The organism is Thioclava sediminum, assembly GCF_002020355.1.
In the GTDB taxonomy this organism is placed as follows: domain Bacteria; phylum Pseudomonadota; class Alphaproteobacteria; order Rhodobacterales; family Rhodobacteraceae; genus Thioclava; species Thioclava sediminum.
Window position 1 is genome coordinate 927826 of sequence record NZ_MPZV01000001.1, and the last position, 14567, is coordinate 942392.

The 14567-nt window shown below is 64.3% G+C and carries 10 protein-coding genes; all 10 read right to left on the bottom strand.

Going from position 1 to position 14567, the window contains the following annotated elements; genetic code table 11:
• Positions 1-198 precede the first annotated feature (198 nt).
• On the bottom strand, positions 199-1914 hold the full coding sequence (locus BMI91_RS04065; RefSeq protein ID WP_078604024.1) for a thiamine pyrophosphate-dependent enzyme: 1716 nt from the start codon (positions 1912-1914) through the stop codon (positions 199-201).
• Between the two features lies 1 nt (position 1915).
• A complete protein-coding gene (locus tag BMI91_RS04070) occupies positions 1916-3571 on the bottom strand; it encodes an FMN-binding glutamate synthase family protein (protein ID WP_078604025.1) in 1656 nt (551 codons plus the stop codon).
• Positions 3572-3596: 25 nt separating this feature from the next.
• Positions 3597-3782, bottom strand: a complete 186-nt coding sequence (locus BMI91_RS04075) for a PLDc N-terminal domain-containing protein (protein ID WP_078569563.1) — start codon at positions 3780-3782, stop codon at positions 3597-3599.
• A gap of 172 nt (positions 3783-3954) precedes the next feature.
• Complete coding sequence (locus BMI91_RS04080) at positions 3955-7041, bottom strand: efflux RND transporter permease subunit (RefSeq protein WP_078604026.1); 3087 nt, start codon at positions 7039-7041, stop codon at positions 3955-3957.
• 7 nt (positions 7042-7048) lie between these two features.
• On the bottom strand, positions 7049-8260 hold the full coding sequence (locus BMI91_RS04085; protein ID WP_078604027.1) for an efflux RND transporter periplasmic adaptor subunit: 1212 nt from the start codon (positions 8258-8260) through the stop codon (positions 7049-7051).
• 340 nt (positions 8261-8600) lie between these two features.
• Positions 8601-10568 carry a bifunctional 2',3'-cyclic-nucleotide 2'-phosphodiesterase/3'-nucleotidase gene (locus BMI91_RS04090; RefSeq protein ID WP_078604028.1) on the bottom strand — a complete coding sequence of 656 codons (1968 nt, stop codon included), beginning with the start codon at positions 10566-10568 and terminating at the stop codon, positions 8601-8603.
• A gap of 150 nt (positions 10569-10718) precedes the next feature.
• On the bottom strand, positions 10719-11732 hold the full coding sequence (locus BMI91_RS04095; protein WP_078604029.1) for an oligopeptide/dipeptide ABC transporter ATP-binding protein: 1014 nt from the start codon (positions 11730-11732) through the stop codon (positions 10719-10721).
• Positions 11729-12706 carry an oligopeptide/dipeptide ABC transporter ATP-binding protein gene (locus BMI91_RS04100; RefSeq protein ID WP_078604030.1) on the bottom strand — a complete coding sequence of 326 codons (978 nt, stop codon included), beginning with the start codon at positions 12704-12706 and terminating at the stop codon, positions 11729-11731. The genes BMI91_RS04095 and BMI91_RS04100 overlap by 4 nt, the downstream gene beginning before the upstream one ends.
• 1 nt (position 12707) lies before the next feature.
• Positions 12708-13631 (bottom strand): ABC transporter permease, encoded by a 924-nt coding sequence (locus BMI91_RS04105; protein WP_078604031.1) that lies wholly within the window; start codon positions 13629-13631, stop codon positions 12708-12710.
• A gap of 1 nt (position 13632) precedes the next feature.
• The gene (gene oppB / locus BMI91_RS04110; RefSeq protein ID WP_078519800.1) at positions 13633-14556 is read right to left on the bottom strand and encodes an oligopeptide ABC transporter permease OppB; all 924 of its coding nucleotides are present in this window, start codon (positions 14554-14556) and stop codon (positions 13633-13635) included.
• Between the last annotated feature and the right edge of the window lie 11 nt (positions 14557-14567).

Consider the following 14567-nt stretch of genomic DNA (forward strand, 5'->3'; position numbering starts at 1 on the left):
GTCCTTCGTGCAGCATAGACATTTTGGACGCCTTCGTGCCGAGACAATGCGTGCAGCGCGCTCGGGCCGGAGGATTTGTCCGTTTCTGTCCCTCGGGGGGCAACACGAGACCCTGACGGAGATATCCCCACACTCGTCTCCGTCGGGTAGCAGCCGCCGCGAACCCCTTGCGGCGGCTGCGTCTAGCCCGACATCCGATCAGCGCAGGAAGTTGTCGCGCATCAGCGAGACCACCTCATCGGCGCGCCCGTTGAGCACCGCCTTCACGCCAAAGAGCGCGGTTGACCCCACCTGCGCCGGTTTGATCTTCGGCGGCATCACCAGCTCCATCCGGTTCACCTTCACGTCGAGCAGCGCAGGCCCCGGAGCGGCAAGCCAGTCGCGCACCGCGCCGTCGAGGTCGGTCGCGCTCTCGACCCGCATCCCCTCCATCCCGATCGCCCGTGCCATCGCGCCGAAGTCGGGATTGTGCAGCTCGGTGAAGGCGTCGAGCATCCCCTCCACCCGCTGCTCCATCTCCACAAAGCCGAGCGAGGCGTTGTTGTAGACGAGCAGTTTAACCGGAAGCTTCTCCTGCACAAGCGTCAGCAGGTCGCCCATCAGCATGGTCATCCCGCCATCGCCGCACATCGCGATCACCTGACGCTCGGGGTATGCCTCCTGAATGCCCAGCGCCTGCGGATAGGCGTTCGCCATCGTGCCGTGCAGCAGCGAGGTCAGGAAGCGCCGCGACCCGTTGGCCGACAGGTGCCGCAGCAGCCAGACCATGGGCGAGCCGCCATCTGCGGTGAAGATCGCGTCCTTCGCCGCGAACCGGTCGAGCAACTCGGTCAGGTGCTGCGGGTGGATCAGGCTCGGGTCGGGTTCTTCCGCGCTATCGAGGTAGCCCTTGAGGTCCTCGGCATAGGCTTTCAGCGCCCGATCCAGATGCTTGCCGGGCTCGCGCGGGGCAAGGCGCGGCAGCAGCGCGTCGATCGTATCGCCGACATCGCCCGCAAGTCCCAGATGGATCGGCGCGCGCCGTCCCAGCCGGGTGGGATCAATGTCGAGCTGCACGATCTTGGCCTTGCCCGGATAGAACTGCGTATAGGCGAAATCGCTACCCAGACAGAGCAGCAGGTCGCAATCGCCCATCGCCTCCATACCCGCGCGATTGCCCAAGATCCCGGTCATGCCGACATAGTTGGGCATGTCCGGCTCGATGAATTCCTTTGCCCGCGTCGTATGCGCGACCGGGGCGGCGAGCCGCTCCGACAGCGCCCGGATCTGGGCGGCTGCCCCGCGCGCGCCGATGCCCGCATAGATCGTGATCCGCTCGGCCTCGGCGATCATGCCCGCCAAGGTGTCGAGATCGGCGTCCGAGGGGCGCATCATCGGCTGCGGGCGATGCACGGCCCATTGCAGATCGTCCTTCGTAGTCTCGCGGAACATGTCGCCATTGACGATGACCACCGCGACGCCGCCCTTGGTCAGCGCGGCCTGCGCCGCCTGCACGGTGATCCGGCGCGCTTGGTCAGGATGGCTGATCCGCTCGCAGAACACCGAAGCCTGCTCGTAGATTTTCTTCTGATCGACCTCCTGCGGGAAACCCAAGCCCTCCTCCGCGCGCTCGATATTCGAGGCGATCAGCACCACGGGCGCGCCGTTGCGATGGCTCTCGAAAATGCCGTTCACGAAATGCAGGCTCCCGGGCCCGGTGGTCCCCGCGCAGACCGACAGCTCCCCGGTCATGTAGCTCTCGCCACCCGCCGCGAGTGCGCCGACCTCTTCGTGGCGCACATGGACCCAGCTCAGGTCCGAGCGGCGCACCGCATCGGTGAAGTGATTGATGGTGTCGCCCACGATCCCGTAGACGCGCTGCGCCCCCGCCGAAACGAGGGTTTCGGCGATGATGTCGGATACGCTCTTGCTCATGTCAGGCCTCTTTCAATTCGGCTTTGTGATGCAGGCTAGTGCGCTTGGCATTGAGGTCGATGCGCGGCTTGAAGCTGTCCGCATCGGCCGCCTCCCACCAGTCCGCGTAATCGGTGCTGCCCGGATCGTCGTTGAGGATGTTCGCGGGCAAAAAGGGATAGATCTTTTCGATGGTGCGAGCTTCGCGCACGGCAGTGCGATGCACGATGTGGTGGGGCTGCAGCTCGCTCGGATGCTCCAGCCCGGCGGCCGCGACGATGTCGGCAAGCGCCTCCAGAGTCTTGGCGTGAAAGCGCGCGGCACGGGGGCCCTGCACCTCGGGCACGAGGCCGCGTTGGCGGCTCTTGTCCTGCGTAGTCACCCCGGTCGGACAGGTGCCCAAGTGGCATCGCTGCGCCTGAATGCAGCCGATCGAGAACATGAAGGCCCGCGCGGCATTGCACCAATCCGCCCCGATCGCGAGGTTCTGCGCCAGCCCATAGCCGGAATAGACCTTGCCGGACGCCGCCAGCCGCACCTTGCCCTTCACGCCCGCGCCGACCAAAGCGTTGCGCATCAGAACGAGCCCATCGATCAGCGGCATGCCGACATGATCCGACAGCTCCAGCGGCGCGGCCCCGGTGCCGCCCTCGGCTCCGTCGACGACGACGAAATCGGGATAGATGCCGGTCTTCTGCATCGCTTTCACGACCGCGAAGGCCTCATGCGGCTGACCGATGCACAGCTTGATGCCCACCGGCTTGCCGCCCGAGAGATCACGCATCTTCGCCGCGAATTCCATCATCTGCGCGGGCGTCGAAAACGCCTTGTGGCCGCGCGGCGAGAGGCAGTCCTGATGCGCGGGCACCTTGCGGGTCTTCGCGATCTCCTCGGTGACCTTGGCCGCCGGAAGCATCCCGCCGTGACCGGGCTTCGCGCCCTGGCTCAGCTTGATCTCGGTCATCTTGACCTGATCGTGGCTCGCCTGCTCGGCGAACAGCTCCGGGTCGAAATTCCCCTCATCGTCGCGCGCCCCGAAATAGCCCGAGCCCAGCTCCCAGACGATGTCGCCGCCATGGCTCTGGTGATAGGGCGAGAAGCCTCCCTCGCCCGTGTCGTGGTAGAACCCGCCCTGCTTGGCCCCGAGGTTCAGCGCCTCGACCGCATTGGCCGACAGCGCCCCGAAGGACATGGCCGAGATGTTGAGCACCGACGCCGAATAGGGCTTGGCGCATTGATCGTTGCCGACCGTGATGCGTGGGCTTTTGTCGGGATGCTCGGCGGGCGCGATGGAATGATTCACCCATTGATATTCGGCGCCTTCCACGTCGCGCTCCGTGCCGAAAGGATGGGTATCGGTCTGGCCCCGCGCGCGGGCATGCACGAGGTTGCGCGCCTCATAGGGGTAGGGTTTGCCCTCCAGATCGCCCTCGACGATATAGGCGCGCAGGAAAGGCCGCAGATCGTAGGCGAGCCAGCGGATGCGCGCCGCGCCCGGATAGTTGCGCGTGATCGTCCAGTCCTTCTGGAAATAGTCATAAAGGCTGAGCGCCAGAAGCGGCACCGTCAAAAGCAAAAGGATCAGCCACCAAGGGCTGATCCAGACGGCCAGCGCGAGCGCCAGCACAGACATCAAGAGCGAGCCGAGAGGGACGATGTTGCGGATGATGCTGCTCATATCGTCCCTCCCGGCTCTGCGTGGCTCAGATTGTCGCCTTGGCGCCTTTCGGCCCAACCAGCAGCCAGATGATGAAGCCGATAATCGGCAGGATGACGATCAACAGGATCCACAGCACTTTCTTGCCGGTGGATTCGCCCGAGCCAAGGATCGACACGATGGCCCAGATATCGAGGATGAGGACGACGAGGCCCCCAATCATGCTCAGCATAACTTCACTCCTTTATCGGTTTTTTCCGGCACTTACCGGCGTTCCTTGGCAGGGAAACTTGCGCCTTCAACGCTTTGTTCCCCGCTTTCCCCGATTCAAGCGGAAGTGATTGATCGCCAAGGCGGTCGCGCGCGTAGCGCCGCCGCCTTGGCATTGGGATCGCGCCTTCGGCTCAGCGCCCCGGAGTCAGTTTACGGATCAGGACGTAGAAGGCGGGCACCATGAAGACGCCGATGAAGGTCGCCGCCGCCATGCCCCCCAGCACGCCGATGCCGATTGCGTTCTGCGCCGAGGCCCCTGCCCCGGTCGCAATCGCCAGCGGCACCACGCCCAGCATGAAGGCGAGCGAGGTCATCAGGATCGGGCGCAGGCGGAGCCGCGCCGCCTCGATGGTCGCGGGGATCAGCTCCTTTCCCTCGGCTTCGAGGTTCTTGGCGAATTCCACGATCAGGATCGCGTTCTTCGCCGCCAGACCTATGGTCGTGAGGATACCCACCTTGAAGTAAACGTCATTCGACTGCCCGAAGACCCAAGCCGAGACCAGCGCCCCCAGAACCCCCACCGGCACGGCGAGCATCACCGAAAGCGGGATCGACCAGCTCTCGTATAGCGCGGCGAGGCAGAGGAAGACGACCAGCACCGAGAGCGCATAGAGATAGGGCGCCTGATCGCCGGACTGGCGTTCCTGATAGCTCAGCCCCGTCCAGGCAACCGCGTAGCCGCCGGGCAGGTCACTGACCAGCTGCTCCATCGCGTCCATCGCCGCGCCGGAGCTTGCGCTGTCCGAGGCCTGGCCGGAGATCTCGATCGCATTGGCCGCGTCATAGCGCGACAGTTTCGGTGCGACGGAGACCCATTTCGTCGTCGCGAAGGATGAGAACGGCACCATCTCGCCCGACGCGTTGCGCGCATACCAAGTGTCGATATCCTCCGGCTGCATCCGGTAGGGCGCATCCGCCTGGACGATCACCGGGCGCAGATTGCCGTTGAGGTCGAAGTCGTTCACCGATCTGCCACTGAAGATCACCGAGAGCATCGAATTGAGATTGCTCAGCGTCAGCCCGAAGCTTTCGGCCTTCTGCTGGTCGATATCGAGCTGCAGTGCCGCTTTGTTCTCGTCGCCGCTGACGCGGACATTGGTCAGGCGGCTGTCGGATTTCGCCGCGGCCACGAGCTGCTCGCCCGCCTCCTTCAGGGCCGTCGTGCCATTATTGCCCTGATCCACCAGATACATCTGGAAACCCGAGGAGTTGCCGATACCGCGGATCGCGGGCGGTTGCAGGAAGAAGACCTGCCCCGCGCGCAGCCCCGCGAAATGCGCATTGGCCCGGCCCGAAATGGCGGCAGCGGTCTGATCCGCGCCGGTGCGGTCGTCGAAATCCTTCAGCTTGGCGAAGACCATCGCGGTGTTCTGCCCGCCGCCGCCGAAGGAGAACCCGAGCGTCGCGAAGACCGACGACACATCCGATTTCTCCTGCGTCAGCAGGTATTGCGTGATCTGGTCGACCACATCCGACGTCTGCGCCGTGGTCGCCCCCTCGGACAGGTTCACCATCGCCATCAGCACGCCCTGATCCTCTTGCGGCAGGAAGGACGAGGGCAGCCGGGTCATCACGCCCCACGCCCCCGCCAGCACCAGCACGAGAACCAGCGCCATCAGGAAAGGTTTGCGCACGATACGGGCCACCGCGCTGGCGTAACCGCCCTGCATCTTCGCGAAGCCCGTGTTGAAGGCGCGCGCAGGCGCAATCGCGCGGCCTGTCGACGGGCGCAGCAGTTTCGCCGCCAGCGCAGGCGTCAGGATCAGCGCGACCACGGCGGAGAGCACCATCGCGGTGATGATCGTCACCGAGAACTGCCGGTAGATCACCCCCGTCGAGCCGGGGAAGAACGCCATCGGCAGGAACACCGCCGACAGCACCAGCGCCACCCCGATCAGCGCGCCGGTGATCTGCGACATGCTTTTCTCGGTGGCCTTGAGGGGGCTGAAGCCCTCCTCTTCCATCACGCGCTCGACATTCTCCACCACGACGATCGCGTCATCGACCAGCAGGCCGATCGCCAGCACCATCGCGAACATGGTCAGCGTGTTGATCGAATAGCCCGCGACCAGCAACACCGCGAATGTGCCCAGCAGCACCACGGGAACCGCGACGATGGGGATCAGCGTCGCGCGCCATTTCTGCAAGAAGACGAGGATCACCAGCAGCACCAGCACGATTGCCTCGGCCAGCGTGTGATAGACCTTCTCGATGGAAAGCTGCACGAAGGGCGAGGTGTCATAGGCGATCTGGAATTCGACGCCTTCGGGCAGCGACGACGACATCCGGTCCAGCGTCGCACGCACCGCCGAGGCCGTATCCACCGCATTCGCGCCGTTCGCGAGGTTCACACCGAACCCCGCTGCGTTCATGCCGTTGAACCTGGAATTGCTGCCGTAATCCTCTTGTCCGATCTCGATCCGCGCGACATCGCCCAGATAGACCGCCGAGCCGTCGGCCTCGGTCTTCAGAAGAATCTTCTCGAACTGCTCGACCGAAGTCAGCTGGCTCTGCGCGGTGATGGTCGCGGTGAATTGCTGGCCCTCAGTGGTGGGCAGATCGCCGAGCGAACCGACCGAAACTGTGGTGTTCTGCGCCTGCACCGCCGAGGTCACGTCGGTCGGCGTCAGCTGATATTGCTCGAGCTTGTAGGGATCGAGCCAGACCCGCATCGCGTAGCCCGAGCCGAAGACGTTGATCCCGCCCACGCCCGAGGTGCGCTCGATCGCGCCTTTCACTTCGGTGTCGAGCAGGTTGCCCAGTTCGACGGTCGAATATTTCCCGTCGGTCGAGACGAGCGCGCCGACCATCAGGATGTCCGAGGACGAGCGCGACACGCTCACCCCCGACGACTGCACCGCATCGGGCAGCGAATTCTCGACCTTGCGGATCTTGGTCTGCACCTCGTTCTCGGCGTCGATCGGATCGACCGAGCCGTCAAAGGTAAGCGTCAGGCGCGCCGAACCCTGATTGGACGAGCTCTCCATGTAAAGGAGCCCGTCGAGCCCGGTCAGCGAGTCCTCAATCGGCGTCGTCACCGAGTTCTCGACCGCCTGCGCGGTAGCCCCGGAATAGCTGGCCGAGATGCGGATCGTGGTCGGCGCGACTTCCGGGTATTGCGACACGGGCAGCTGGGTGATCGCGTAGCCGCCGGCGAGCATCGTCACCAGCGCGAGCACGATCGCGAAGACGGGGCGATGGATAAAGAAACGGATCATGTCGGGTTCACTCCGCCTTCGCCGTGTCGTTCGAGGCGTCGGCGGTACTGTCGGAGCTATCCGGAGCGGCGTCCTGCACCACGCCCTGCGCGTTGATCGTCACCGGCACCGTCTTGATCTCGGCCCCGTCACGCAGGTTCTTCAGCCCGTCGAGGATCACCTGATCGCCGTTCTCGATGCCGTCGGTCACGATCCACGCGTTCTGATAGGTGCCCGCCGTTGTCAGCGTCACTTTCTTCGCCGCGCCATCGGCGGCGATGAAGGCCGAAAGCGAGCCATCCCCTTCCCGCGTCGTCGCGCGCTGCGGCACGAGGATCGCCTGCGTCGTGCCCAACGTGATCTTCGCGCGCAGGAACTGTCCCGGCAGGATCATTCGGTCGGCATTGTCGAACTTGAACCGGAAATCCACCGTGCCGGTGGTCGCGGACACCGTCGCACCGGGGCTGACAAGCGTGCCAGTGCCGTCATATTCCGCGCCCGTCTCGAGCAGCAACGAGACCTTGAGCTGATCACCACGCTCGAGCGTGCCCTGATCGATGCGCTGGCGGACCCGCATGATCCGCGCGGCACTTTCCGAGACATCGACATAGATCGGATCGAGCCGCGTCACCGTGGTCAGCGCATCGGACTGGTTCGCCGTGACCAGTGAGCCCACCGAGACGTTCGCCACATCCGGGTAGCCGTCGATGGGCGAGCGGATCACCGTGCGGTCGAGATTGAGCTGCGCGGTCTGCAGATCTGCCTCGGCGCTCAGCGCAGAGGCTTTCGCCTGTGCGAGCGTGACCCTCGCTGTCTCCAGATCGCTCACCGAGATCGAGGTCTTCTCGAGCTTGGTGTAGCGGTTCACCTGCGACTGCGCGGCCTGCACATTGGCGTCGGCGCTCGCCTTCTCGGCCTCGGCTGCAGTCAGTTCGGCCTGATAGGTGTCGTCGTCGATGTGAAACAGCGCGTCACCCGTCGCGACCTTGTGGCCTGCCTCGTAATCGATCGAGGCGATGGTGCCCGCGACGCGCGGGCGGATATCGGTCTGCTCAAAAGCAACCGCGCGGCCCGGCAGGGTGACCGTGTAAGGCACCGATTGCGTCTCGACCTGCTTCACGCCGACCTCGGTCGGGCCTTGAGTGCCACCCGGCATCCCTTGCGCCAGCGCCTGCGCAGCGAACCCGCCGGCAAGCAGCATCCCAAACGCGGCGCGCCGCGCCATCCGACCAATGCTCATACTGAAACTCCTGTCCGCTGCCCGGTTTTCCCGGCGTTGTTCCATTTCTACGATAGGCCCGCGCTATTCTGTCGCCACTCGCACGCGACCGGAAATGCGGAAACAAATGCCGCGAGCCGTAGAGCCAAGGAAATGGGGATCCAGCTTACCCATTGTTTTAAAAATAAAATTTCCGCCTGAACGCAGCCACTCGAGATATCCGCGCCCCAATTCCAGCGTCAGATCGCGCCCCTCGCGGAGTTCACGTATTCGCGAGATGCGAGCCACAAACCGCCTCACGACCGCACCGCATAAAAAAGGGGCGCCAGTGGCGCCCCTCTCGATCCCTGTCCGAAGCCGTTCACAGCGTGATGCGGTAGAGCGCGAAGCCCCCCTCGCCGTCGCCCGCCGGTTCGATATCCAGCCCGCGCGATTTGACGTCTTCGAGATAGGTCTGCGCCTTGGGCCCGGTCTCGAACAGTACCGTGGCGCCCCCCGCAGGCGCGAAGGACCAGTTGGCGTCGGCCTTCGGATTGATCGTGCCCTTGTCGTGGATGTAGCGCACGATCACGTCGCGGTTGGTGTCGGGCGCGCGGTAGATCACCGTCGAGCCATCCGCGCCGGGGAAGCTGCCGCCACCCGACGCGCGGTAGTTGTTCGTGGCGATCACGAACTCGGCCTTCGGGTCGATCGGCTTGCCGTCATATTTGAGATCGACGATGCGGTTCGTATCGGCGTTCACCACCGCGCCGTCCTTGTCGAACTTGGCGGGCCGGGTGATGTCGATCTGATAGGTCACGCCGTCGATCACGTCGAAATTGTAGGACGGGAAATCGGGGTTCAGCAGCTTGGCATCCTTCGCGCCGGGCTCGACCTGATTGAACATGCCCGCCGAGCGCTCCAGCCAGTCCTTCACCTGCGCGCCGGTGACCTTCACCGCCTGCAGCGTGTTCGGATAGAGGTAGAGGTCGGAGACGTTCTTGATCGCCACCGGGCCTTTGGGCACATCGGTAAAGTAATCCGGGCCGCCGCGCCCGCCCGCCTTGAACGGCGCCGCTGCCGACAGAAGCGGCAGCTTGCCCTCGGGCGTGCCCTCCAGCAGCTTCTTCACATACCAGATCTGCGCATTCGAGACGATCTGCACCGACGGATCGTCAGCCACCAGCGCGAAGTAGGAGTAAAGCGGCGCTTCGGTCTCGCCGACCTTGGCGCGGACATATTTCAGCGTCTCTTCATGCACCTGATCGGTGGCGGCGAGGATCGGCTTGTAATCGGTGGTCAGCGGCGTGATCGAGCGATCCTCGCCGCGTGCGAAGATCGGGCGAATTTCCGAGGTATGGGTGTCGATCTTCCACTTGCCACCGTCGCGGCTCAGCATCAGGTCGATCAGGCCCATATGGTTGCCCCAGAAGCCCGCCTGCACCGCCGGCTTGCCCTGCAGCGTGCCCTTGTCGTTGTCGATGCCGGGGCCGGAGAAATCCTTACCGGGGAAGTTCAGGTGCTGGTGCCCGGTGATCACCGCGTCGATCCCGTCCACACCCGCGAGGTAGAAGGCCGCGTTCTCCATCCCGTCGCTTTGCGGGCCGTTGTCGATGCCCGTATGGGCGAGCGCCACGATGAGATCGGCGCCCTCTTCCTTGATCTGCGGCACCCAGGCTTTCGCGGCCTCCACGATGTCGCGGGTCTGGTAGTTGCCCTCGAGATGCGCGCGGTCCCATTGCATGATCTGCGGCGGGACGAAGCCGATCACGCCGATGCGGATCGGCATCTTGTTTCCCGCCCCGTCGGTCAGGTCGCGATCGAGGATCAGGTAGGGCGGAAGATAGAGGTCGTCTTCACGCGGGGACGCCCCGAGCTTATGGGCGAAATTCGCGCAGACCATCGGGAAGTTCGCGCGGTCGTTCACCTTCTTGAGGAAATCCATCCCGTAGTTGAATTCGTGATTGCCCAGCGTGCCGCAATCGTAGCCCAGCAGGTTCATACCCGCGATGACCGGATGGGTGTCGCCCTCCTTCATCCCCTTGGAATAGGCGATGTAATCGGCCATCGGGTTGCCCTGCATGTAGTCGCCATTGTCGAACATCATCGTGTTGGCGGCCTCCGCGCGCACCCCTTGGATGAGCGTCGCGGTGCGCGACAGGCCGACCGTGTCGACGGGCTTGTCGGCGTAATAGTCATAGGGCCGGATGTGGCAGTGAATATCGGTGGTGCAGAGCAGGCGCAGATGGGCCTGCCCTTCGGCGGCGCGCGCCGTGAACGGGTGGACCAGCGTGAGACCGCCCGCAGCGGTGGTAGTGATCAGGAATTGGCGACGCGAAATAAGCGACATAAGGGGGATCCTCCGAGACAATTGGCTCCTTGCCGGAGCGCTCTATCCGAGGATCGTAACAGTGCTTTGACCGTCCGGATAAATATCCTGACGTAAGCTCGCACAAATTGGTGTGAGCGGGCGAGAAAGCCCCGCCCGCCGCACAAGAATTCAGCTCTCCGAGAGCACTGCCTGCACTTCCGCGGCAGGGCCGTGATGGTGGCAGAAGACCTGCCGCTCGGCGACCTCTTCGGTGGGCGGGGTCGTGGCGCAGATCTCGCTCGCACGCGGGCAACGGGTGCGCAGCGGGCAGCCCGATGGCGGGTTGAGCGGGCTCGGCAGATCGCCTTCCAGCGCAATCAGCACCTTGTTGCGCTCGATCTCCGGGTCGGGGATCGGCACCGCCGACAGAAGCGCCTGCGTATAGGGGTGCTGGGGCTCGGCGAAGAGCTTCTCGGTCGCGCCCGCCTCCATCATCTGCCCCAGATAGAGCACCATCACCTCGTCGCAGACATGGCGCACGACGCTCAGGTCATGGGCGATGAAGATGATCGTGAGCCCGAGATCGCGGCGCAGGTCTTCGAGAAGCGCGATCACCTGCGCCTGAATCGAGACGTCAAGCGCCGAGACCGGCTCGTCGCAGATCAGGAGCTTCGGCTCCACCACCAGCGCACGGGCGATGCCGATACGCTGACACTGACCGCCCGAGAACTCGTGCGGGTAGCGGTTGATCTGGTTCGGCAGCAGGCCGACCTTCTCCATCACCTCGCGGACCTTCTCCTTGCGCTCCTTACGGCCCATCTTCGGGCGATGGGTGCGCAGCGGCTCGGCAATGATCTCGCCCACGGTCATGCGCGGGTCGAGCGAGGCCAGCGGATCCTGAAAGATCATCTGGATGTCAGAGCGGTATTTCAGCATCTGGCGCGGCGAGAGCGGAAGCAGATCGGTCTTACCCTGCCAGATGATCTCGCCCTCGGCGGGCAGCATCTGGATCAGCGCGCGGGCCAGCGTGGACTTGCCACAGCCGGACTCGCCAACGATGCCGAGCGTCTTGCCCTGCTCGAGCTTGAAGCTCACACCATTGACCGCGCGCAGTTTCGGCGGCTCGGTCCAAGGCAGGTCCGAGGCGCGGCGGATGTCGAAAGTGACCCGAACGTCGCGGGCCTCGATCAGCGGGGGCGTCATGCGGCGGCCTCCTCGATCGTTTCAATGGAACGGTGACAGGCGCGGGCGCGGCCCGGCGCAAACTCCGCCAGCGGCGGCATCACGTCGGCACAGGCCTCTTCGACGAAATCGCAGCGCGGACAGAACGGGCAGCCCTTCGGCGCGCCGGTCATGTTCGGCGGATTGCCCCGGATCGGGGTCATCGCGCGATCCGCATCCAGACGCGGCAACGCGGCCAGCAAGCCCTTGGTGTAGGGATGGGTCGGGTTGGCGAACAGGGGATCGACGGGCGATTGCTCCATCACCTGACCGCCATACATGACGATCGCGCGCTCGCAGAAGCCCGCGACCACGCCGAGGTCATGGGTGATCAGCACGGTCGCCATGCCCAGCTCGCGGCGCAGCTCGCCCAGCAGGTCCATGATCTGCGCCTGCACGGTTACGTCGAGCGCGGTGGTCGGCTCGTCCGCGATCAGCACGTCGGGTTTGCACAGAAGCGCCATCGCGATCATCACGCGCTGACGCATCCCGCCCGAGAATTCGTGCGGGAAGAGGCGCACGCGGTTCTTCGCGTCCGGGATCTTCACCAGTTCGAGCATTTGCGCAGCTTCGGCCACGGCGGCGCGCTTGCTCAGCCCCTTATGCAGCATCAGCACTTCGGCCATCTGGTCCGAGATGCGCATATAGGGGTTGAGCGCGGTCATCGGGTCCTGAAAGACCATCGATATCCGGTCGGCGCGCAGCTTGTTCAGCTCGGGTTCGGGCAGGTTCAAAATCTCCCGCCCCTCGAATTTCACCGAGCCCGAGGCCTTACCATTCGCGGCCAGCAGCCCGAGGATCGAAAAGCTGAGCTGCGATTTGCCCGAACCGGACTCGCCCACGATGCCCAGCGCCTCGCCGCGCTCCAAGGCGAAGCTGACGCCATTGACGGCGTGAACCTCGCCCTCCTGCGTTGCGAACCGGACGTTGAGGTCGTTGACTTCCAACAATGGCATATCAGCGCTCCTTCGGGTCGAGCGCGTCACGCAGCCCGTCCCCTACGAAATAGAAACCGAACAGGGTGGTGACGAAGAAGAACAGCGGGAAGGCCAGCTGCCACAGCGTGCCGTAGCTCATCGTCCCCGCCCCTTCCGAGATCAGCGCCCCCAGCGAGGTCTGCGGCTCTTGCACGCCAAGCCCGAGGAAGGAGATGAAGCTCTCCGTCAGGATCATCAGCGGCACCAGCAGCGTCGCGAAGACCACGACCACGCCCACGAGGTTGGGCAGGATGTGACGGCGGATGATCGTCGGCGCAGGCACGCCGATGGCGCGCGCGGCCTCGACATAATCGCGGTTCTTCAGGGTCAGCGTCTGCCCTCGCACGATCCGCGCCATCTCCAGCCAGGATATCAGCCCGACCCCCACGAAGAGCATCCCGATGGAGCGGCCATACATCACCAGCAGCAGGATCAGCACGAACATGTAGGGGATCGCCAGCAGGATATCGACGAGGCGCATCATGAAGCCATCGACGCGGCCCCCGAAATAGCCCGAGATCGCGCCGTAGACCGTGCCCACGGAGACCGCGATCAGCGTGCCGATCACACCCACCAGCAGCGAGATCTGCGTGCCCTGCACGGTGCGCGCGAACAGGTCGCGGCCCAGATCGTCGGCGCCGAAATAGTGGCCGTTGGCAAAGGACGGCGCAGAGGCCGTGGCATCGCCCATCACTTTGTAATCGATGTCGGAGTTGTTCCACGCCGCGATCAGGTTGCCGAACAGTGCAAAGGCCACGACGAAGGCCAGCAGCCCCAGCCCGAAAATCGCGGCCTTGTTGTTAAAGAACCGCCGGCGCGCATCCGCCCAGAGCGAGCGGCCCGCCACGTCTTCGCGGCTCGTTGCCTCGGCGAGCGAGGTCATCTTGGATTCATCTATGACCATGTCAGTACCGGATTTTCGGGTCGATCCATCCGTAGACGATATCGACGACAAGGTTGAACAGGATGGTCAGCGTGCCCAGCAGGATGGTGATCCCCATCATCACCGCGTAGTCGCGGTTGAGCGCGCTATCCACGAAGCTTTTGCCGATCCCACCGGTGGTGAAATACACGTCCACGATCACCGAGCCGGTGATCATCGAAACGAACGCCGGACCGAGATAGGAGATCACCGGCAGCAGCGCGGGTTTGAGCGCGTGACGCATGATGATCTTGCGCTTCGGCAGACCCTTGGCGCGGGCGGTGCGGATGTGGTTCGAACTCAGCGTCTCCAGCATCGACGAGCGCGTGATCCGCGCGATCGACGCCATGTAAGAGGTCGAAAGCGCGATCACCGGCATGATCCAGAAGCGCGGATCGTCGAAGCTCCAGCCGCCGCCGGGCAGCCAGTGCAGCGACAGCGTGAAGATCAGCACGAGGATCGGCGCCATCACGAAGTTCGGCAGCACCTGCGCGCCGATGGAGATACCCACGGCGAGATAGTCGAGCCACGAGTTGCGCTTGATCGCCGCGGTCACGCCAAGGGTGACGCCGACCAGAACGGCGGCGATGAAGCTCAGGAAGCCATAGGTCAGCGTAACCGGGAAGCCCTGCGCGATGATGTCGTTCACCGAGCGGTCCTTATACGAGAACGAAGGCCCGAAATCGAAATGGGCGACCACGTTCCACAGATAGGTCGCGATCTGCTTCCACAGCGGCTGGTCGAGCCCGTATTTCGCGTTGAGATTGGCGAGCACCTCGGGCGGCACGGCACGTTCGGAGGTGAACGGCCCGCCGGGCGCCGTGTGCATCAGCAAGAAGCTCGCGATGATGAGCACCAGAAGCGTCGGAATCGCGATGGCGAGACGCTTGAGAATGTAGACGATCATAAGAATGTCCC

Excerpts from the sequence above, each read along its gene's own strand:
- BMI91_RS04065 (WP_078604024.1), bottom strand. The coding sequence starts at position 1,914 with ATGAGCAAGAGCGTATCCGACATCATCGCCGAAACCCTCGTTTCGGCG.
- BMI91_RS04070 (WP_078604025.1), bottom strand. The coding sequence starts at position 3,571 with ATGAGCAGCATCATCCGCAACATCGTCCCTCTCGGCTCGCTCTTGATG.
- BMI91_RS04075 (WP_078569563.1), bottom strand. The coding sequence starts at position 3,782 with ATGCTGAGCATGATTGGGGGCCTCGTCGTCCTCATCCTCGATATCTGG.
- BMI91_RS04080 (WP_078604026.1), bottom strand. The coding sequence starts at position 7,041 with ATGATCCGTTTCTTTATCCATCGCCCCGTCTTCGCGATCGTGCTCGCG.
- BMI91_RS04085 (WP_078604027.1), bottom strand. The coding sequence starts at position 8,260 with ATGAGCATTGGTCGGATGGCGCGGCGCGCCGCGTTTGGGATGCTGCTT.
- BMI91_RS04090 (WP_078604028.1), bottom strand. The coding sequence starts at position 10,568 with ATGTCGCTTATTTCGCGTCGCCAATTCCTGATCACTACCACCGCTGCG.
- BMI91_RS04095 (WP_078604029.1), bottom strand. The coding sequence starts at position 11,732 with ATGACGCCCCCGCTGATCGAGGCCCGCGACGTTCGGGTCACTTTCGAC.
- BMI91_RS04100 (WP_078604030.1), bottom strand. The coding sequence starts at position 12,706 with ATGCCATTGTTGGAAGTCAACGACCTCAACGTCCGGTTCGCAACGCAG.
- BMI91_RS04105 (WP_078604031.1), bottom strand. The coding sequence starts at position 13,631 with ATGGTCATAGATGAATCCAAGATGACCTCGCTCGCCGAGGCAACGAGC.
- oppB (WP_078519800.1), bottom strand. The coding sequence starts at position 14,556 with ATGATCGTCTACATTCTCAAGCGTCTCGCCATCGCGATTCCGACGCTT.